The sequence below is a fragment of the Rhodococcoides fascians NBRC 12155 = LMG 3623 genome (assembly GCF_001894785.1).
Lineage (GTDB): Bacteria > Actinomycetota > Actinomycetes > Mycobacteriales > Mycobacteriaceae > Rhodococcoides > Rhodococcoides fascians.
Genome location: NZ_BCWW01000003.1, coordinates 383,776 through 405,556, shown reverse-complemented (window position 1 = coordinate 405,556; position 21,781 = coordinate 383,776). Strand labels below are relative to the sequence as shown.

At 66.3% G+C, this 21,781-nt stretch carries 13 protein-coding genes; 1 reads left to right on the top strand and 12 read right to left on the bottom strand.

Annotation, left to right across the window (positions count from 1 at the left end; translation table 11 throughout):
• Position 1 precedes the first annotated feature (1 nt).
• Both RFA01S_RS09655 and RFA01S_RS09650 read right to left on the bottom strand, forming a co-directional pair.
• The gene (locus RFA01S_RS09655) at positions 2-1,570 is read right to left on the bottom strand and encodes an ABC transporter permease (protein WP_238325096.1); all 1,569 of its coding nucleotides are present in this window, start codon (positions 1,568-1,570) and stop codon (positions 2-4) included.
• Positions 1,571-1,573: 3 nt separating this feature from the next.
• The gene (locus RFA01S_RS09650) at positions 1,574-2,614 is read right to left on the bottom strand and encodes an iron ABC transporter substrate-binding protein (RefSeq protein ID WP_052060663.1); all 1,041 of its coding nucleotides are present in this window, start codon (positions 2,612-2,614) and stop codon (positions 1,574-1,576) included.
• Between the two features lie 116 nt (positions 2,615-2,730).
• Between RFA01S_RS09650 and RFA01S_RS09645 the strand changes: the two genes are divergently transcribed.
• Positions 2,731-3,924, top strand: coding sequence for an FAD-dependent monooxygenase (locus tag RFA01S_RS09645; RefSeq protein ID WP_032407154.1), 1,194 nt, complete (start codon positions 2,731-2,733; stop codon positions 3,922-3,924).
• On the opposite strand, the gene RFA01S_RS09640 is transcribed toward RFA01S_RS09645, so the two are convergent.
• The 10 genes from RFA01S_RS09640 to RFA01S_RS09595 all read right to left on the bottom strand — a co-directional run bounded on the left by RFA01S_RS09640 (position 3,921) and on the right by RFA01S_RS09595 (position 21,781).
• Positions 3,921-4,814: a siderophore-interacting protein gene (locus RFA01S_RS09640; RefSeq protein ID WP_032367547.1), complete on the bottom strand. Its 894-nt coding sequence runs from the start codon at positions 4,812-4,814 to the stop codon at positions 3,921-3,923. The genes RFA01S_RS09645 and RFA01S_RS09640 overlap by 4 nt on opposite strands.
• 79 nt (positions 4,815-4,893) lie before the next feature.
• Positions 4,894-5,703: an ABC transporter ATP-binding protein gene (locus RFA01S_RS09635; protein WP_027495821.1), complete on the bottom strand. Its 810-nt coding sequence runs from the start codon at positions 5,701-5,703 to the stop codon at positions 4,894-4,896.
• Complete coding sequence (locus RFA01S_RS09630; RefSeq protein ID WP_371829095.1) at positions 5,700-6,761, bottom strand: FecCD family ABC transporter permease; 1,062 nt, start codon at positions 6,759-6,761, stop codon at positions 5,700-5,702. Before RFA01S_RS09630 ends, RFA01S_RS09635 begins: the two co-directional genes overlap by 4 nt.
• On the bottom strand, positions 6,758-7,816 hold the full coding sequence (locus tag RFA01S_RS09625; RefSeq protein ID WP_032367936.1) for a FecCD family ABC transporter permease: 1,059 nt from the start codon (positions 7,814-7,816) through the stop codon (positions 6,758-6,760). Before RFA01S_RS09625 ends, RFA01S_RS09630 begins: the two co-directional genes overlap by 4 nt.
• Positions 7,817-7,827: 11 nt before the next feature.
• Positions 7,828-9,123: a lysine N(6)-hydroxylase/L-ornithine N(5)-oxygenase family protein gene (locus RFA01S_RS09620; protein ID WP_032407155.1), complete on the bottom strand. Its 1,296-nt coding sequence runs from the start codon at positions 9,121-9,123 to the stop codon at positions 7,828-7,830.
• Positions 9,120-9,536, bottom strand: coding sequence for an aspartate 1-decarboxylase (gene panD, locus RFA01S_RS09615; protein ID WP_027495817.1), 417 nt, complete (start codon positions 9,534-9,536; stop codon positions 9,120-9,122). The genes RFA01S_RS09620 and panD overlap by 4 nt, the downstream gene beginning before the upstream one ends.
• Complete coding sequence (locus RFA01S_RS09610) at positions 9,536-10,894, bottom strand: salicylate synthase (RefSeq protein WP_027495816.1); 1,359 nt, start codon at positions 10,892-10,894, stop codon at positions 9,536-9,538. The genes panD and RFA01S_RS09610 overlap by 1 nt, the downstream gene beginning before the upstream one ends.
• 133 nt (positions 10,895-11,027) lie before the next feature.
• Positions 11,028-12,899, bottom strand: a complete 1,872-nt coding sequence (locus tag RFA01S_RS09605; protein ID WP_032407156.1) for a siderophore-interacting protein — start codon at positions 12,897-12,899, stop codon at positions 11,028-11,030.
• A 70-nt stretch (positions 12,900-12,969) separates the two neighbouring features.
• Complete coding sequence (locus tag RFA01S_RS09600) at positions 12,970-14,043, bottom strand: ABC transporter substrate-binding protein (protein WP_027495815.1); 1,074 nt, start codon at positions 14,041-14,043, stop codon at positions 12,970-12,972.
• Between the two features lie 127 nt (positions 14,044-14,170).
• A complete protein-coding gene (locus RFA01S_RS09595) occupies positions 14,171-21,781 on the bottom strand; it encodes a non-ribosomal peptide synthetase (RefSeq protein WP_032407157.1) in 7,611 nt (2,536 codons plus the stop codon).

The following is a 21,781-nucleotide window of genomic DNA, read 5'->3' as shown; positions in this document are numbered from 1 at the left end:
CTCATGACAGTGTCACTCGCTTTCGCGTCGTACGCCGCAGCGCCCGGGTCAGGACGATCGTCGGGACCACAGAGATCAGGATCAACGCGAGGGCGTAAGGGGCTGCCTCGCCGTAGCGGAATGCCTCGGTGGTGGACCACAGCGTGGTCGCGAGCGTGTCCACACCGCGGGGGCGCAGCATCAACGTCGCCGGTAGTTCCTTGGCGACGGTCAGGAACACCAGGGCGGCTCCGGCCGCGATGCCGGGCGCGGCGACAGGAATCGTCACCCGCAGGTCGGTGCGCACTCGCCCGGCCCCGAGGGTCCGTGAAACATCCTCGAGCACAACCGGAGTGGCGTCGACGACCGATCGGGTGCTGCCGACGGCCAACGGCAGGAACAGCACCACGTACGCCACCACCAGCAGCACCGCGGTCTGATAGAACGACGGCAGAAATCTGATTCCGAGAAACACCGTCGCCAGTCCCACGGTGATACCCGGGAGACCGTGCGCAATGTACGTGGACAACTCGGCGGTGCGCGCACTGCGGGACGTGGACCGGGCCGCGAACAACGCCACCGGCAACGCAAGCACGGCCACCACCAGAGCAGCAGTCGCCGAGTACTGGACCGTCTTGGCGCTGACAGCCAGCACGTCCGACCAGTCGACGGTGAAGCGCAGCGATCGAGTGAGCCATCGCGCCAGGGCCAGAATCGGTACCAGCACCGAAACACCGAGGGCTGCAACGATAACGGCCAGAGCAGGCACGCGCCACCGGCCAAGAACCACAGGCTCGGCCATCCGGTCGGTACCCGATCCCACGCGCGCCGTGGCCCCGCGTCGAGCACGCCGTTCGAGGAGGGTCAACACCAACGCGCCCACCACGAGGACCAACCCGAGAACAGCGGCCGCGGTGCGATCGAGCCCGCCGCGGTAGGCGCTGTAGATGCCAAGAGTGAAGGCGTCGTACCGCATCAGTGCCACCGCCCCGAAGTCACTGATGGTGTACAGCGCCACCAGCAGCGCGCCTGCTGCCGCAGCCGGAACGACGCGACGGCACTCGACGGTCAGTGCGGTGCGTACCGCCCCGCGGCCGAGGGTGCGGGACACTTCGGCCAACGACGGGTCCGCGGTGGCGAACGCCGCGGACACCGGCAACATCACCAGCGGGAAGCACGACAACGTGAGCACCAGCGCAGCACCGGAAAATCCTGCAAGGGAGGGAAATTCAGCGATCCACAGATAACCGGACACGTACGACGGGACGGCCAGCGGTGCCGCGAGGATCATCGAGAAGATGCGTCGACCCGGTAGATCGGTTCGGACGGTCAACCAGGCGAGCAGCGTGCCCACCACGACGGAGGCGACCACCACGGTGAGCGCGAGCGTGGCCGTCCGGACAACGAGGTCGAGGGTGCGTTGCCGCAGGAGCAGCCGCAGTACCTTCTCGGTTCCGCCGTCGAACGCTCGAACGAACAGGTACACCAAGGGTGTCAGCGTCAGCGCTCCCACGCACAACGCGGTCGTCCCGAGAACGGGACGACCGCCGAAGTGGCGCCGCAGAAGCGGCTGGAGTGCAGACTCGAACACCGACTAGATGATTCCGACGTCGGTGAGCAGGGTCTGGGTCTCCTCGAGGGACGAGAGTCGGCCCAGGTCGAGGTCGGTCGAACCCAGGTCCGACAGCGGCGGCAGGTCGTAGTCGGACGTGACGCCGTCGATGACGGGGTATTCGGCGGTCTCGTTGGCGAAGTACGTCTGCGATTCGGTCGAGAGCAGCTCGCGCACGAAATCGAATGCCGCTTCCTGGTTGTCCGACGCCGCCAGCACACCGGCACCGGCGACGTTGATCAATGCGCCGGGGTCGCCGGGCTCGAAGTAGTGCAGCTCGACGGGAGCGTCGGCACCGTTCTCGTCCTTGAACGGGTACCAGTAGTAGTGGTTGAGCAGACCCGTGGCGACCTGCCCGTCGTTGACGGCGGTCAGCAGCGGACCGTTGCCCTCGAACGCGACCGGCTCGTTGGCGACGAATCTTTCGAGCCAGGTGCGAGCACCCTCCTCGCCGCGCTGCACGCGCAGCGCGGTGACGAACGCCTGGAACGACGCGTTGGTCGGTGCGTAGCCGATCTGTCCGCGCCAGCGTGGGTTGAGCAGTCCGTCGATACCGGTGGGCAGGTCTGCTGCCTGCACCGAATCGGAGTTGTAGGCCAGCACGCGGGCCCGTGCGGACGTGGCGACCCAGGTGCCGTCGGTGCCGCGGTACTGCTCGGGGACGAGCGCGAGGATGTCCTCGGGCAGCGGTGCGAGCGCCCCTGCTTCGTCGAGGGCCCCCAGTGCACCTGCATCCTGGCCGTAGAAGACGTCGGCCGGCGTCGCGTCGCCCTCTTCGAGGATCTTCGCGGCCTGGGCGTTGGTGTTGCCCGAGTAGTCGACCTCGATGCCGCCGCCGATGCGTTCGATCAGGGGGTCGACGAGTTCTTCGCCGCGGCCGGAGTACACCACCAGGGCGGACTCTGCGGTGGCGGACTCGGAGGTGGAGGTGGTGTCACCGGAGTCCGAAGAGCTGCAGGCGACCAAACCGAGGGCAAGGGTTGCACTGCACGAGAGCAGCGCCAGACGGCGAACGGTGAACACGGTTCTCCTGACGAAAACGGGTCAAACGGACAATTCGAGAAAGTACACCACCAAGGTGAGGCTCAGCTACTTTCCCCCCCGGATTGAACGACCGGCAGCCCGGGCATTCCCGCCCGATGACCGAACGCGTGCTCGTCACCGGTGCCAGCATCGCCGGCCCCACCGTCGCCTACTGGCTCGACAGAGCGGGATACGACGTCGTCGTCGTCGAGCGCAGTCCGCAGCTGCGTCTGGGCGGCCAGAACATCGACGTCCGCGGTAGTGGACGCGAGGTGCTGCGGCGCATGGGCCTGGAGCAGACCCTGCTGGCCAACGGCACCACCGAGAAGGGCACCAGATTCGTCGACGATTCCGACGCCACCATCGCGGCCTTTCCGGCCGGAGACGGATCACACGACGGGCCGACGGCGGAGATGGAGATTCTGCGCGGCGAGTTCGCGCGGATTCTCGTCGAATCAGCCGGTCCGCGAACCGAGTACCGGTACGGCGATCGCGTCGTCGGCGTGGCTCAGGATTCCGACGGAGTGGATGTCATGTTCGCGTCGAACGCATCGGAGAGGTTCGATCTCGTCCTGTTCGCCGACGGAGTCCGTTCCAGCAGTAGGGAACTGGTTTTTCCTGCCGAGGCGGAGACCACGCCGGTCGGCCTGTACACCGCGTACGGGGTGTTGCCGAAGGGACCGAGCGACGACGGCTGGTGGCGTTGGTGCAACGCCACCGGATCCAGAGTCGCCAATCTCCGCCCGGACAACCTCGGCACGACGCGTTTCAGCCTGTCCTGGGTGTCCGACGACGGCGGGTACGAAACCGCGTCCACCGAAGAAGTCGTTGCCGCCCTGCGAGCGACGTTCGCCGACGTCGGCTGGGAAGTGCCCAGAATCTTGAATTCGCTCGGACCGGGTTCGGAGCTCTACGTCGACTATCTGGCCCAGGTGCAGGCCCCACGCTGGTCGAACGGCAGAATCGGCATGCTGGGCGACGCTGCTTGGTGCGCAACACCATTGAGCGGGATGGGCACCACGTTGTCGGTCACCGGGGCCTACGTGCTCGCCGGGGAACTCGCCCGAGCGCGCGATCATCGCACCGGGTTCGAGGCCTTCGAGGCGCGCATGCGTCCGTTCGTGAATCAGGCTCAGAAGCTTCCGCCCGGCGTGCCTCGCGTCGCGCATCCGAAAACGACTGTGGGAGTAGCTGCTTTTCGCACCGTGCTGCGCCTGGCCGGATCGAAGCCGGTCCAGGCGGTCACGAGCAGATTCCTCGGTCCCGACGCGGCGACGCTGGAATTGCCCGACTACGAATTTCGGCGTTAGAGCCCGACCCGCTCGAGCAGCGCGTCGAACGCCTCGCTGGCTTCCTGCTCGGTGCGGCCGGATTCGATGACGCCGTTGTACACCGCGAGCGCCTCCTCCTGGTACTGCTTGTACTTTTCGAGCCACTTCTCCGAGTCAGCGCGCCAGTAGCCGATGATGTCGAAATACTTGTTGTCGTAACCCAAGTCCTTGCGGAAGTACTTGCGTACCCGACGCGAGGACGACGCCTCTGCGGCGAACCACACGTAGCCGCGCCCCTCGGGTAGCGGGTAGGCGAGCACCGCGTCGTCGAGCACGCTGGCGCTGTCTCCGTTTCCGGATCCGATACGCCAATCGAATGTCACGTCGGCGGCTGTCTCGAACGTCTGGATGTCACCGCGTTCGAGTACCTCGACAATCGCGTGTGCGCGGGTGCCTGCGGGCAACTGTTCGACCAGTCGACCCAGTGCTGGAACTCCGGTCATATCGGCCACCAGCAGCAGCCAATCGACGTCGGCGGGCGGTGAGTACCACGACCGCGGACGGGTGAAGAGCACCGTCTGACCGGGGGCGGCCTGCTGGGCCCAGGTGGCCGCGACGCCACCCTCGTGTGCGAAGAAGTCGATGGTCAACTGGCCGCGGTCGGGATCGACGCGTCGGATCGTGTAGTTCCGGCCCTCCGGCGCGTTCTCGAGGCCGTGGAACCACCACAGGCCGTCGACCTCGGTCATCGGCGGCGGTGCCGACTCGCCTTCACGCGGAAAGTAGACCCCGACGCACTCGTCGGGTGCCCCGAGCGTGCGGTAACCGGCGACGTGCTCGCCGCCGAAGGTGACGCGCACCATGTGCACGGTGAGCTGCTCCACCGCAACGACGTCGGCGTAGTGGAAACCACGCTGCTGATCGGTCATCTTCGTCCTCGATACATCTCTCGTCCGACTGTGCGAGAACCCTCAGGCTAACTCGGCGGCAATTCTGTTCGATTCTAAACTAAGCCTTGCCTAGCCTGCCAGCGGCCACCTTGGGTATCACCAACGGAGTGTGCGATTCGGGATCGTCGATGATGCGGCACTGCAGTCCGAACACCGCCTCCACCAAGTCGGCGGTGACGATCTCCGCCGGTGGGCCCTCGGTGACCACCGCGCCGTCCTTCATCGCGATGATGTGGTCGGCGTATCGACATGCGTGGTTGAGATCGTGCAACACCGCGACGAGGGTGTTGCCGTTGTCCCGATTCAACGTGGCCAGCAGGTCGAGAAGTTCGATCTGGTGCGCGATGTCGAGAAAGGTCGTCGGCTCGTCCAAGAGCAACAGCGGTGTCTGTTGCGCGAGAACCATTGCCACCCAAACTCTTTGCCGCTGTCCACCGGACAGCTCGTCGACCGGACGGGCCGACAGCGACGTCACTCCGGTCGCAGTCATGGCCTCCACCACCGCGGCCTCGTCCGCGACGGACCATTGCCGAATCAACTTCTGATGCGGATAGCGGCCTCGCGCAACCAGATCGGCCACCGAGATGCCGTCCGGCGCGATGGAGGTTTGCGGCAGGAGCCCGAGTCGGCGGGCGACCTCCTTCGCCGGGTACGACGAGATGGACTTGCCGTCGAGCAATACCGTGCCGCCGGTCGGCTTCAGCAGCCGCGACAACGCGCGCAACAGTGTCGATTTACCGCAGGCGTTCGGCCCGACGATCACGGTGAACTTGCCGTCGGGAATGTCGACGGTCAACTTCTCGCTGATGATTCGTTTGTCGTATCCGACGGTGATGCCGTCCGCGTACAGGCGTGGCCTCGTCGTCATTGCTTCCGCCCTTCTCGTGCCAACAACCAGACGAAGTACGCGCCGCCCACACAGACCGTCACCACGCCGACCGGAAGCTGAGTGGGCGCGAACACTCGTTGCGCTGCAACGTCACTGACGATCAGGAGCAGAGCACCCATGCATGCTGCCGGCACCATCGCCACCGACGAGGTACCGGTGAGCCGCCGAGCCAACTGCGGCGCGGCGAGCGCAACGAACGAAATGGGCCCCGCTGCGGCCGTGACCAGTGCCGTGAGGGCGACCCCGAGAATCACCAGCATCAGACGCGTCGGCTCGACGCGGATTCCGAGCGCTCTCGCCGCGTCGTCACCCATCTCGAGTACCGGTAGCCGTGTCGACAGCGCCGCCGCCACGGGGGTGACGACAGCCAGGGCCACGAGAACGGGAACCACCTGCGGCCACCCCAACCCGTTGAGTGTGCCCGCGCCCCAGACGGCGGCTGCGATTGCCTCGGAGACATCGGCTTTCACCACGAGCCAGGTATTGACGGACGCCAGGACGGCACTGACCGCGATACCGACGATGATCAATCGAAAGCCCTGCACGCCGCGCTTGTAGGCGAGCACGTACACCACGGCGGCGGCCACCAGTCCGCCGACGAGCGCGCCCGCTCCGGTCCGGTAGTAACCGCCGCCGAGCGTCAGGATGACGACGAGAGCGCCGGTGTACGCGCCGGTCGAGAAGCCGATGATGTCCGGGCTGCCCAACGGATTTCGCGTCAACGACTGAAAGATCGCACCCGACACCCCCAGGGCAGCTCCGAACAGGAATGCCAGCGCAACCCGGGGGAACCGCGACTGCATCACGACGATCTCGGTGATGCGCGGGGCGTCGCCGAACACCGCTGCGAGCACCTGGCCCGGTGGAACGTGGTAATCGCCGGTGCCGATCGCGAGGACGGCGACAACCGCTGTCAGCAACAGCAGGGCCGCGCAGACGAGGACCGTACGAACGTCGATTCGTGCGCCCAGCACTGTGCGAACGATCCACACCCTTCTGCCGAAGTCGATGTTCCCGGCGCGCGGTGCCCGGATCACAGCCCGCTCGCCTTCTTTCGGCGGACCAACAGGATCAGAACGGGAGCCCCGACGAAGGCGGTGACGATACCGACCTGCAACTCCCCCGGCTCGATGACGATTCGGCCGACGACGTCGGCGAACAACAGCAGTGCCGGTGCCGCGAACACGGTGTGGATCAGAATCCAACGCTGGTCCGGCCCGACGAACCAGCGCACCATGTGCGGCACCATCAGCCCCACGAACCCGACCGGTCCCGCCGCCGCAGTCGCTGCTCCGGCCAACAGGGTCACCGCAACGACCCCGACGGTCCGCGTCCGAAGCGCATTGGCTCCCAACGACCGGGCCAGCTCGTCGCCCAGTGCGATCGCATTGAGCGGACGCGCGACGAGCGCCGCAAGACACAGTCCGAGTACGACGAACGGGCCGGTCGCCGCCGCGATGTCGAGGCCTCGACCCGCCAACGAGCCTGCGCCCCAGAACCGCATCCTGGCGAAGGCGTCCGGGTCCAGCAGCAGCATCCCGGAGGTGACGCCGCCGAGCACCGCACCGAGGGCAATACCGGAGAGCGTCAAGCGAATCGGAGTGGCACCCGCTCGTCCCACCGAACCCAGCGCGTACACCGCGACGGTGGCGAGAACGGCACCGACGAACGCGAACCACACATAGAACCGAACGTCGGTCACGCCCAACACCCCGACTGCGAAGGCGACGAAGAGTGCCGCTCCGGCATTGACGCCCAGAATGCCCGGGTCGGCCAACGGGTTGCGCGTCATCGCCTGGATCAGCGCGCCCGCGACGCCGAGCGCGGTACCGACGAGCACACCGAGCACGGTCCGTGGAACTCGGAGCTCGCGGACGATCACCGCGTCGGTGGAACCGTTCGAAGACCACAGTGCGTGCCACACGTCACCGACAGCGATGTTCTCGGCTCCCACAGCGATACTCACCAGGCACAGAATCGCGAGGACGACGACGACGAGAATCAGACCGGCGGTCCTGCCGGCATCGGTTCGGGCCAGACCACCGACGAGAGCCGGAACATCGCTCTGTTCCGGCTCGTCGCCCGCAGTGATACCCCGCCGTTTCACACCACCGAACGCACCCTCGCACCCACCGCGGACTTGACGATCTCACCGCTGCGCACAGCGATGTTGGACAGCAGAGAGGACGTCAGACCGTGGGTGTGCTCGGTGCCGCCCTGCAGGTAGATCGAACCCGCTGTCGATCCGCGCGTGACGAGCCGGTAGTCCCGCGTCACGCGAGGACCGTGCGCATCGAATTCGACGGCGTCGAACAACGGCCCGAGGATGTCGGGCAGATCGAGGGACGTGAAGCCGGTGGCATAGACGACAGCGTCGCACAGCACGTCCTCGGCCAGTCCTGTCGGCCCGTGTTCCACCGATGCCCGCACGCCCGACGCCTCCTCCGTGACATCGGCCAGTCGGGAGGCTCCGTGCACGAACAACCGGCGCTGTCCGCTGACCCGCTCGGCATACTCGCGCGCGTACAGCTCCTCGATCAGGGGCAAGTCGACGGCGGAGTAGTTGGTTCCGCGGTGATAGTGCAGCAGCTGATCGCGCAGAGAATGCGAGGACGAGTAGAAGTCGTCGACGGCGGTCGGATCGAAGATGCGGTTGGCGTAGGGGCTGTCGTCGGCCGGACTGTACCCGTACTTGCGCAGTACCGCATGCACGGACGCGTCCGGATAGGTCGAATGCAGGTAGTCGACCACTTCGGCTGCGCTCTGCCCGGCACCGACGACGACGAACGTGCGGTGAGTGCGCGACGGCAGCCGGTCGAGGTGGCCGAGCAGGTCGTGATTGTGGAATTGCCGCGCCGACGCGCTGACTCCGTCCGGCAGGGCCGCGGTCAGGCCGCCGGCGAGCACGATGTTGCGGCCGCGGACGGTCCCGGTGCGCCGCCCCTCGGTGCGGACGCCGTAACCGTCACCGGTGTCGACGACCGCGGACGCCCGCGTGCCGTAGTGCACCGCGGCGTCGACTTTGCCCGCGGCCCAGGACAGGTAGTCGTGGAACTCGAGCCGGCTGGGGAAGAACGTCTGCAGATTGATGAAGTGGTTGAGCCGGCCCCGTTCGGCGAGATACGACAGAAACGTGTACTCGCTGCTCGCATTGCGCTGGGTGGCAAGGTCTTTGAGGAAGGAGATCTGCATGGTGGTTCCCGGCAGCAACATTCCGGGGTGCCAAGCGAACTCGTCCTTCGACTCGACGAAGCACGACGTCAGGCGCTCGGCCGGAGCACACTGTCGATTGTGTTCCTCGATCGCGATGGCCAAGCCGAGGTTGGAGGGCCCGAAGCCGACCCCGACGATGTCGTATTCGCCGTCGAGGTCGCTGCTGTAGTCGTCGCTCGGGCTCATCGGATGCTCGCCCCCGACATCTGATCGAGCGCACCGGGGACCGGTTCGGCAGGGTCCACTCCGAGGGCAACGATGCTGTTGTCCGAGTCGACGTGCACCACGGAGGGACTGTGTGTGGGCAGCTCGGCGTTCTCGACCTGACGGAACGACATGATGATCACCAGATCACCCGGAGACACCAGATGGGCCGCGGCACCGTTGATTCCGATCACGCCGGATCCCGGATGGCCTTCGATCACGTAGGTGACCAAGCGAGCGCCGTTGGTGATGTCGACGACGTGGACCTGTTCGCCCTCGATCAGATCGGCCGCCTGCATCAGAGTCGAATCGATCGTGATGGACCCGACGTAGTGCAGATCGGCGTGAGTGACAGTGGCACGGTGGATCTTTCCACCCAGCATGGTGCGGTGCATCAGGCGTCGTTCTCCTTCTTACGGACGAGATATGGGGCAACGCTGGCGAGCTTCTCGCAGGTCTCGTCGAATTCACGTTCGGGCTTGGACTGGCCGACGATGCCGGCTCCGGCACGCAGCCATGCGGAACCCTGCTGCTCGTAGACGGCGCGCAGCACGAGTGCTGCTTCGAATTCTCCCGTCGATGATGCCTTCACGACGGCACCGGAGTACAGGCCGCGCGGTGAGTCGTCGAGCCGACCGATGGCGTCGATGGCCTCCTTCTTCGGGATCCCCGACGCCGTGACGGCCGGAAACAGGGCACCGAAGGCATCCCAGCAGGACAGGTCCTCGCGCAGGCGTGCGCGCACGGTGGACGCGAGATGTTGGACACTTCCCCGTTCGCGCACGCTCATGAAGTCCGAGACGGCCGTCGACCCCGGGCTGGCGATCGATTCGAGTTCCTCGAACGAGGTACGCACGGACACAGCGTGTTCGGTGATCTCTTTCGGATCCTGTTCGAGATCGGACTTCGCTGCCGAGTCGGCATCGGAACCGAGTCCGAACGCTCTCGTTCCCGCGAGCGGCTCGGTGGTGACGATCCCGTGTGCGTCGACGGAGGCGACCAATTCCGGGCTGAAGCCTGCGGCACGCAGATCGCCGAGATGCAGCAGAAAAGAGCGGGCCGGAGTGTTCGCCGTACGCCCGGCGCGGTAGGTGCCCGGCATGTCGAGATCGAATGGGATACGCACGCTCCGGGACAGAATGACCTTGGCGTAGTCGCCCCGTCGGATTTCCGTTACGGCCTGTTCGACGCGGCCGCGGTAGTCGTCGAGATCTCCGCCGACGTCGAGAGCGTGCACGGTCGGCAGCTCGTCGCCGCCGATCGCGTCGAGCGCGGCCAGTACCGAGGCGCGGTCCTCGTCGCTGCCGGTCACCTCGACGGCATCGTGTTCGCGGCCGAAGCGGACCTCGACGCGGGGCACCACCAGGTGCGCGAGGATGTCGTCGGCGTCGCGCCCGGCGGCAGTGGACCGATCGACGTCGTGCAGGTGCTCCGCGAACCCGAAACCGACGAATCCGTAAGCGTTCCACTGTTCTCGGGTCAGGCCCGTGCACGCTTCGCTCAGAGCCGCTGCCGGGTTACCGGACCAGCTCCGCTCGGTCGGTTCTCCGGCCCCCCAGGTGGTGGTCACGAGGTGGGGCCGAAGCACGATGCGAGCGACCACGCCGCCCGCGAACACCCAGCGTCCCCGGTCCTCGTACACGACGTACTCGTCGAACAATCCGGACTCCGCCAACGCGACGACCGTACGCAGTCCCCGCTGCAGTTCGGTCCCCTCGGCCGTGTCCATCGTCGTTTCTTCGACAACGGTCATTGTGTGTGCACTCCTGACGGTGAATCGGTCCGTGACCGCGCATTGCGCGCAACGTCTGCGGTCGGCATCGGCGCGCGCCTTCGATAGGGAACGCTAACCTAACCGACTCGGCAGCACAACGGCTTCCTCGGTGTCAGCGAACACGGCGTAGATCGAGCACCGAGATACCCCAGCCGACCAGCGTCGACGCCGCGACCTCGAGGCCAGCATCGGCTGCTACGCAGGCAAATTCGGCTTTCGTTCGTACACCGCTGCCGTGCATGCAGAGCATCAGCAGATCGAATTCCGACTGGTCCTCGTTGAACGACCCGTCGTTGGACAGTCGCTCGACGACCACCAATTTTCCGTTGTCGGCCAATCCTGTTGCCGCGTTGCGCAACAGCAGTGCGAGATCGTCGTCTCGATAGTGTCCGGTGACCTCGAGCAACAGATACGCGTCGAATCCGTTCCCGTGCTCCACATGCGGCTCGGACATCACGCTCTGCGGGTGATTCACCACTCGCCCTTCGAGTTCGGGCCATTTCCCGAGGTCGCGTCGAATCAGGTCGAGTTCGCTGGGCAACCCGAGCACACCCGCCGATACTCCGTCGTACCGGGAGAGAACGGAACCGAGCACCACTCCGGATCCTGCCCCCGCCACCAACAGGGTCGAGACCCCGTCGAACGAATAGTCCTGCACCAGAGCAGGACCCAGGAACGCGGCCTCGTCGGCGATGTGGTTGTGATGCAGTTCGGCGAGCCGCGGGGACGCCTCGAGGTCTTCGGTCAACGTGTTGCCGGTCAGCAGGCTCGCGCTGGCGGTACCGGTCCGCAGGCTGTCCACCAGACCTGTGATCGACAGTTCCACCCGTGCCTCGATCCCGTCCAGGTCCAGCCAGTGCGAGATCCAGTCGTCGCCGAGCATCGCCTCACCGATATCGCCGAGAATCAGATCACCGGTGGAGTTCTCGGCGAGGACGTCGACGGCACGCAGATAGCGCACGAATTTCGCGAGGGCGCGCGCGTCCGTCTCGGTGGCTTCCGCCAGCGATTCGACGGAGCACGCCCCTCGGGACACGTGCAACGGGATACGTAACGTGTTGGCCGCCCTGAAAGCGAAGGGCGACAGTATTTCCGCACGTTCGGCGAGCCTGTCGAACGGCTCGGACTCACCGCCGCTGAGGTCGGGCACCTCGGGATCGTCGGCGCGGGTCAGAACCTCGGCGCGACGCCAGTACCCGGTTACGTCGACCATCTCCGGCGGCAGGCCGCGGTCCTCGCGCAGATACCGACGGATTCCCTTGAGAGCGGTCGCTTCCCCTGCCACCCAGGCGAACACCGTTCCGTCCCACCAGGGTGCCGCCCGCACCGCACTGTCGAGCAAGTCGCCGGTGCCGGCGGTGACGCCGTCACGGTGGACCCACGTGATCTCGGCGTCGGCGGCCGTCGGCAACGGCAACTCTCGCTCGACGTCGGCGACCTCGACGAACACCCGAATTCGCCGGCCCGGCAATGCCTCTTCGAGATACCGAGCGATAGCAGGTAACGCGGTCTCGTCGCCGACGAGCAACACCCAGTCGACATCGGCCGGAGCATGGCCCGACCGCACCGGTCCGAGCAGGCTGATGGAATCGCCGACGCGGCAACGCCGACCCCACGTCGACGCGATGCCGGTGTCGTGGGTGACGAAGTCGAGAGTCACCTGCGCGGTCTCGGGATCGACGCTGCGCACGGTGTAGTTGCGGGTCACCGGACGCGGATCACGCGGCCATTCGACGGTGCGCTCGTGCTGGGCCGGAAGCACCACCGTGCCGTCGGTCTCCGCCGGGAAGAACAACCGAACGAAGTCGTCGAATCCTTCGCTGCGCAACGCCGGGAACCGGTAGTCGCCGCGCGAGAACTCGCGCAGCTGCGGCCCACCCAACACGATTCGGCGCATACCCGAACCCAGCTGACGTGTTTCGATCACCGTTGCCGTGCGCAGGACTTCGGGAAAGACGACCTGAAGTCGATGGGACCTTGCCACGGTGGAACACGCTCCTGTCGTCGAAAGTGAATACGCCTGTGCTCGCGTCGAGTGGGCCGCCCGAGTGTTGTCAGCCCTGAACGTTCTCGGCGGCAGTGTTCAGCGCCGAGGCCACGTCGTCGAGGATGTACGGGATCGTCAGCACCGTCAGGCCACCGAACGCGAAGTTCTTGTCGGCGCTGAGGGCCTCGGTGGAGGCGGTACGCCCCTGCGAAAGTACGGGCTGCGAGGCCACGGCGGGTTCGGCCAGGAACCCGGCGAGAGATTCCTTGTCGTACGCCACGACGAACAGCACGTCGGACTTCAGCAACGACGCCTGTTCGAGGCTGAGCTCGAAGTACACGGCGTCGGGGTCCTTGGCCGGGTCGGCCTGTTGGATGGTGGGCTCGTTGACGAGACCGAGCTGCTCGAGGAACTCGACTCGTACGTCGTTGTCCTTGCTGACGGCGAAAGTGCCGGGTGCGTTGGGCAGCGCGACGGTGACCGTCTTGCCTTGCAGCGCAGAGTACTTCGTCGCCGCATCGGCAATCGAGCCCTCGACTCCGGAAACCAGGTCGGCGGCCTCCTTCTCCTTGCCCAGCGCCTTGCCCGCGATGGTCAGCTGGTCCTCCCACGACGTGGTCCACTGCTTGTCCGGGTACGCGACGACGGGCGCGATGTCGGAGAGCTTGTCGAACTCCTCCTGGCTCAACCCCGAGTACGGCGCGAAGATCAGATCCGGTGCGGCGGCAGCGAACTGCTCGACCGGAACCGCTCCGGTGCCGTCACCGGAGAGCAGTGTCGGCGCGTCGCCGCCCAGGTCGGCAAGAGCCTTCGCGTCCCACGGCAGAACGCCGCGTTCGTCCGCACCGTACTGGGCACCGTCGAATGTAGGCATCGCAACGGGTACGACTCCGAGGGCGAGAATCGCGTCCTGGTTCGACCAACCCCAGGTCGCGATCCGCTTCGGTGCCTCGGGGATCGTCGCGGATCCGAGTGCCGAGTCGATCGTGACCGGAAATGCGGACTCCTGCGCAGACGTCGTGGAGTCGGCGGCAGGCGTCTCCTCGGTGTCGCTGCTGCATCCGGCGGCGAGGGCGATGGTCAGCCCTCCGGCGAGCGCGATCGACGCGGCGCTCCTCATCCACTTCGTACGAACCTTCATCGTTCTTCGGAACCTCTCGACTCGACCACGCACTGACTGCGTCCACACCCGACCGGGCGAGGCGACTGACAAGGTAGCACTAATGAGGTTACCCTTGCCTCATTAGCCCGTCCTCGGACTCCCTGTCCTACACGATTCGACACGCGGCCGACAGGGCCTCCCGCCAGAGCCCGGCCAGGTCCTCCACACCGTCGAGCACTCCTGCCGGCCACGTGTACGTCACACCGAGTACCGACGCCCCGTCCTGTTCGTGCACGTAGCTGTCGACGACCAACGCATAGCCGCAGGGCGTCTCGGTGCCGGGCGTGGTGTCGAGACTGCTACGCAGTCGGCTGGCCCCGAACGGACCGCCTGTCGCGGTGTCGAAACGGCCCAGATAATTGAATTCGATGTCGGCCGTGGGCATGTGCCGCAGCACCGCACCCGCCTCACCGCTGCACCACCGCAGCATGCCGTACGTCGACCCGTCTCCCGGCACCGAATCCCTCGACCTAGCCGCGTCCGTCGCGATCGTACGCAGAACCGATTCTGCGGCAACAGGATCGGACCGGTGCGACATCAGGGCGCGATGGTCGGTCGCGTCAGCGGTCAGGCGGAGCGGGAACACAGCCGTGAGCCATCCGACCACGGAAGTGCCGTCCACCCGATCGGACGCGATTCCCGACCGCCCGTGCCCCTCCACGTCGACGACGAACGACTGCGGACCCGCCGCACCGCTGTCCATCCACTCGACTGTCGCGGCCGCGAACGTTCCCAACAACAGATGTTCGACGGACACCCCGAGCCGCGGGCGGGCTGCGGCGAGAATCCGCGCGCTTTCCTGAGGGGACAGCGCGAACGTGGTGGTGCGTACGCCTGCACCGGTATCGATCGACGGATCGACCGAACGCACCATCGGAACCCGTTCCGCCCCGTCGCCGACGCGTGTCCAGTACTCCAGATCGGCGAGCACCTCGACAGAGCCGGCGAGGCGGTGGATCTCGTGCGCCCACTGCCGCATGGAGGGCCCGATCGGGCCGCGATCCGCCGACAACCGCTGCTGCCACGCAGTCGTGATGTCCGGCAGCAGTATTCGCCAGCTGACCCCGTCGACCACGAGGTGATGCAGCGTGATCAGGAGCTCACCCGAGGAGTCGGTGTCACCGTGGTGGCGCAGCCACACCACATCGACCATCCGGCCGATCCGGGGATCGAGCCGACCACGTGCCGCGCGTGACTGGGCGGCAACACGCTCTGCGAGCAGCGATTCGGTGAGCCCGTCCACATACTCGGTACGGACCCACTCGGCCACGTCGGCAGTACCGTCCGGCAACACGGTGAACACGGACTCGGAGCCGGGACGACGCTCGAAACTCGAATGCAGGATGGGGTGCCTGGCCACCACGAGATCGAGAAGCTCGATCAGCGAGTTCTCGGTCAGATCGGCGGGAGCCTCCAGCAACACCGCCTGCGAGATCTCGTCGACGGACCCATCGAGGCTGTCCATCCAGCGGAGGATCGGTGTCAACGGGACTTCTCCGTACGGCGACAGTTCCTCGACGCCGGAGGCCATCGGTTGCGCCGACTCCGCTTGCTGAGCAAGTGCTTCCGGCGTGCGCCGAGCGACGATGTGACGGGGCGAGACCGCCATGCCCACCGTCCGCAGCCGCGCCGACAACTCCATGGCCATGATGCTGTCGCCCCCGAGATCGAAGAAGTCGTCGTCCGCGGAGACCTCCGGCACATGCAGCACAGCGGCTACTGCGCGGCATATCTCCCGCTCGACGTCGGTGCGCGGCGCGCGCCCGGAACCGAGGGTCGGGACGGGGTCGGGTAACGCGGCCGCATCGAGCTTTCCGTTCGGCAGCACAGGGAACGCATCGAGCACGGTCACCGACGATGGAACCATGTACGACGGAAGGAGTTCGCCCAGACCCGCGCGCACGGCGCTCACGTCGATCGTCCGTCCCGGCGCAGCAACGACGTATCCAGCGAGGGTCGCCTGCCCGGTACTGATACCCGACGTATGCACCAGCACCCGCGCGTCTGCGACGGCATCGATCTCTCGCAATCGACTTTCGACTTCCCCCACTTCGACGCGGTGCCCGCGGATCTTGACCTGGTCGTCCGCGCGACCGGCATACCTCAATGTGCCGGATTCGGTCCACGACACGAGATCCCCGGTCCGATAGAGCCGAGTACCGTCCGCGGCGAAGGGATCGGCAACGAAGCGGTGCGCGGTGCGCCCCGGCGCGTTGCGATACCCGCGCACCACGCCCGGACCGGCCAAATAGAGCTCGCCGAGCGCCCCGGGAGGCGCGAGCCGAAGACAGGCGTCCAACACGTATGCCTTCAGGTTGGTCACCGGCCTACCGATCACGGGCTCGGGCGACAGATCCGTCGATGTGAACACCGCATCGACGGTGGCCTCGGTGGGTCCGTAGAAGTTGTAGGCGACCACAGATTCGTTCGCGCGCAACCTGTTCCACAGGTCGACCGATACCGCCTCGCCGCCGACCCCGACCGACGTGAGTGTGTCGATCGATCCCGACCGCATCATCTGTTCGAGCAACGAGGGTACGACCTCGATGAAATCCACCGACAGCGTTCGCAGTCGCTCGGTGAGTTCTCTCGGGTCGAGAACGACCTCGGGATCGATGAGATGTACTGTGTGCCCGCCGAACATCCACAACTGCGGTTGCCAGGATGCGTCGAAGGCCATCGACCAGGCATGCGCCACGTTCAGAGTGTCCGTGCCCGCGCGCGCCGCCGTCGGCAGATGCACGCTCTCGCGATGGGAGTGATAGAGATTCGCCAGTCCTCGGTGCGGTACCGAGACTCCCTTGGGCACACCGGTCGTACCGGAGGTGTAGATGAAGTACACCGGGTGGTCGGGATGCAATGCGGACCGACGCTCGGAATCGGTGACGGCAATCCTGTCCATCGACGACGGCGTCAGGGCCTCGACCGCCGATGCCGTCACCGTGATCACCGGCTGCGCATCGTCGAGAATCTGCCGCGCGCGTTCGGTGGGCCAGTTCGGGTCGATCGGGAGGTAGGCGGCCCCGGACTTCATGACCCCGAGGATCGTCGCCATCGTCGTCACGGTTCGTGGGGCCTCGACGGCCACGATATCTTCCGCGCCGACACCGAAACCGAGGAGCCATCGCGCAATTCGATTGGAGACGCGATCGAGCTCGGCGAACGTCAGAGCCGTGGCGGCGTCTGCAACAGCAACGGTGTCCGGTTGCAACGCGACGCGGTCGGCGAACAGGTCCACCATCGTCCCGTCCGGATACCGACGCTGCGAGCCGGCGTACTCGGTGCGGAGAATCCGAGTCGTCGTCTCGTCGACGAGAGACAGTGCGGCGATCGGCGGGTCGCCTTCGTCGGCGAACGCACCCAACACCGAGGTCAGTGCGGACGCCACTGCGCGGGCGCGAGCCACGGGCACCGAGTCGCTGCGGTATTCGACCACCAGCCGCATCCGTTCGCCCGGATGGACCGTCAACACGAGCGGGTAGTGCGTCACTGTGTGGAATCCGGCGACCGACACCGAGAAGTTCTCGGCATCGACACCCGAAGTGTCTGCAGCAGCGAAGTTCTCGAACACCACGAGTGTGTCGAACAGCGTTCCCCGCCCGACGGCCTTCTGAATGTCTGCCAGGCCCACGTGATGATGCGGAGCCACGGCGATCGAGAAGTCCCGCAGACCAGCGAGCACGGTCGACAGACGTGCATCGGGTCCGACGTCGACACGGACGGGAACGGTGTTGATGAACAGTCCGACCATGTCTGCGACGCGATCGAGGTCGGTGGGACGCCCCGAGACCGTCGAGCCGAACACGACCGACGGGGAATCCGTGAATGCCGAGAGCACCACGGCCCATGCTGCATCGACCAGTTCGCTCAGCGTCGACGATCGACGACGCGCCGACTCGATGAGCCGGGCGGTGTCCTGCGCACTCCACTCGAGGTCGATCTCGTGCGCCTCGGAACGTACCGACGACGATGCCGATGCCGATGCCGATGCCGACGCTGCCACCATCGTCGATGCCACGTCCGCGCCGAGCGCGCGACGCCACGCGTCGACGGACGAGTCGTCGCGGCCCGCGAGCCACCGCAGGTAGTCGTCGAACCGCGCAGGTTCCGGCAGTGCCAGGCCTCGGTAGAGCTTGAACAGCTCGGTACCCACAGTGCCCATGGACCACCCGTCCACGAGAAGATGGTGGACGGTCAGCACCACCCGGTGACGATCGTTCCCGCAGTCCAGCAGCAGAATTCGGACGAGTGAGTCCTGCTCTATGTCGAACGCACGCCTGTCCTGGTCGATCAGGTCACGGGCGGTAGGCGATGTCGGATCGTCGACGACATGACGACGGAGTACGACTCGACCCGTATCGCGGATCGCGACGGTCGCCCCAGTGCTCAACGTCAGAAAGCGCGAGCGCAGCGCTGGATGACGGTCGAGGAGCGCATCGAGTGCGCCCTCGAGACGTCGCGGATCCAGCAGCCCGTGCACCTCGAATTCGGTGGCGATGACGTAGATTTCCTCCACTCCGTCGCCCGAGGCTACGGACTGGAATGCCAAGCCCCGCTGCAGCGGAGTGGCCGGGCGAGCTGCCTCTGGATCGATTCCATGAGAGCGCAATTCGGCTACATCGGCATCGGTCAGCAGCGCTACCGAACTGTCGGGCCGGTCGACGATCGCAACGGCCCGGGCGCTTCGGCCCCGCTCCACCAGCCCTGCGACCGTTCGACACTCGAAGACGTCTGCGGTGGTGATCGGAAGTCCGGCGGTGCGCGCGTGATGGACGAGGGTGATGGCGGTGATGCTGTCGCCGCCGAGCGAGAAGAAGTCGTCGTCGACGCCGATGGACTGGGCGCTCTCCGCACGGGTGGTGTCTGCGAACAGCGCCGCGAGCGCTCGCTCGTCCTCGGATGCAGCAGGTCGCGATCGGCTGGGACCACCGTCGGGTATTCCGCGCTCCTGCAGAACTTTTCGATCGGCTTTGCCGTTGGGGGTTCTGGGAATACTGTCGACGGCCACCCAGAATGCGGGCACCAGATAGTCGGGAACCCGGCGACGAAGCGCCTCCTGCACCGACGCGGTGTCGACCGAGTCGGGAGTCACGTAGGCCACCAGCACACCGACGCCGTCACCGTCGGACACAGCGACCACGGCGCACTCGTCGACCGAAGGGTCACTGGCCGTCCAACTTTCGACCTCCCCCAGTTCGACGCGATGGCCTCTGATCTTGACCTGACGATCGTCTCGACCCAGAAATACCAGGACGCCGTCGACGAGACGGGCACGGTCCCCGGTGCGGTACATTCGCGCGCCATCGCCGCCGGGATCTGCGACGAAGCGAGTCGCGGTCTCGGCCGGTTTCCCGGAGTATCCGCGGGCGAGCTGCACGCCCGACACGTACAGGTCGCCAGGAACGGCGTTCCGAACCGGGCGTAGCCGAGAGTCGAGCAGCCGCAGTGTGGTGTTGTCCACCGAGGTTCCGATGACCGCAGGGTCGCCGTCGACCCGCTGGACGGCGACGTCGCCTGCGACTTCGGAGGATCCGTAGGAATTGTCGATCGTGGCGTCCGGCGTCACCGCTCGGATCACGTCGATCATGTGGTCGGTCAACGGTTCTCCGCTGAGTATCCAACCGGTCACCGAAGCGCAGTCCGACGGTGCCGTAGCGGCCAACGCGGCAGCCAGAGAACCGATGGCGGTGACCTGTTCGGCACCGGACCGTCCGATGAGCGAGGCCACGGCACCCGAATCGCCGTACTGGTGATCCTGTGCGAGTACCACACGTTGGCCCGCGAGAATGCCGGTGAGCAACTCCGTCGCGCCGTCGATGAACGCCAGCGAACTCTTGGCAACTCGGCTGCCCGGTCTGCCCCACCGCGTCACCGCCCACTGCAGCCGGTTGGCCAACGCGTTCCTGGTGCCGACCACACCCTTGGGCGTTCCGGTCGAACCCGACGTGTACACGAGATAGGCCGCGCACTCACCCGGGACGCTGCGACCGAACGGCGGCGTCCAGTCCTGTTGTCGTACAGCGGTATCGACACGGACCGCAGTCTCCATATCCGTCAGTGCCGCGGGGGTCGCATCGTCGATCAACAGCAGGTCGTGCCCGGAATCGGACAGGATCAGTTCGATCCGCTCACGCGGGTAGCGAATGTCGACGGGTACGAACGCTGCGCCGACGTCGATGGTCGCCAACAGCGCCGCCACCATGTCGAGACCTCTGCTCACCGCAACAGCGACGCGGCTTTCGACACCGATGTGGTGCACACGCAGCAGTGCGGACACCTGTCCGACCCGCGTGGACAACTGCCCGAACGTGATGTGCTCGCCGCCGATCAGCAGTGCCACGTCGTCGCGGGACTGCTCGAAGCGCGCTGCCAGAGCGGTCTCGATCGGCACCACGGTTCGGTCCGGTCCGACGCTGCGCCCCTGGCCATGTGGGGCGGCCACCAGTCGAGTGACGTCGATGTCCGACACTGTCGTCATCCGATCGAGCATCTCGACGAACGTCTCGGCGTACATGGCGGCCTGCCGCCGGCCGACAGCGGCCTCGTCGTGCAGTACGAACGCCCACAGAGCAGGATCGGGGCCCACGATCAACGCCATCGGGAAGCTCATGTGCGCACCCAGCACCGTGATCTCGTCGACGGTCCCGCTCGTCTCGGGTATCGGTGCGGGATAGTTCTGGTACACGACTATGGTGTCGAACAGCTCTCCGCCGCCGACTGTTCCGGCGATGTCGGACAGCCCGAGGAACCGATACTCGTCCAGGTCGAGGTGGTCTGCCTGCACGCGTGCGAGCATCTCGGTCGCCGTTGCAGCCGAGTTCCACCGCAGGCGGACCGGCACGGTGTTGAGCAGCAAACCCACCATCGCCTCGGCACCATCGAGATCGAACGGCCGCAGCGACGTCGCCATCCCGAAGGCCACATCGTCGGAACCGGTTCTCGCCGACAGCATCGCCGCCCAGGCTGTCTGCACGACGACGTTCGTGGTCACGCCGGTACGACGCGCGTATTCGGACACCCGCTGGGCCAACGCATCGTCGATATCGACGTCCAGGCGCGAGCGCGTGCTCGCGCTGGACCCATTCGCTCGGTCCCCGGCAACGAGAGTCGCGGACTCGAACCCGTCGAGGTAGTCGGCCCACCGCTGACGCGCAGTGACGTTGTCCTGCAACGCTGTCCACGCGAGATAATCGCCGAAGTCGGGTGCAGGCGGCAACTGCGCCCCCTCGCCCGATTCGTAGAGAGCGATCAGCTCCCTGACGAAGATGGCCTCGGACCACCCGTCCATCAGCGCGTGATGGTAGGTGAGCAGAACTCGCGGGGCGCGCGCAGAAGTGGAGTAGGAGAAGCGAATCAGCGGCTGCTCGAAGAACGCGAACCCGGCCGAGCGGTCTCGTCGGAGATGATCATCCCACTCGTCGTCGACGGCCGTGACGACCGGCGTCGACGCGCGTGGTACCACCCAGACCAGATCACCGTTACGGCGTTGCCGCAGCAGCGCTCTGATGTTCGGGTAACGATCCAACAGCAGCTCGAGGGCACGATCGAGCCGGCCTCGATCCACCGCGGCGGACAGGTCGAGCACCGTCTGTGACAGGTACGGATCCTGCGCTCGCTCGGCGAGCGTCGATTGCAGGTACATCCCGACCTGCAGCGCGGTGAGTGGGAGTACGGCGGCGATCTTGGACTGCGACGTGGCCGCGGTATCGGTCGTCAT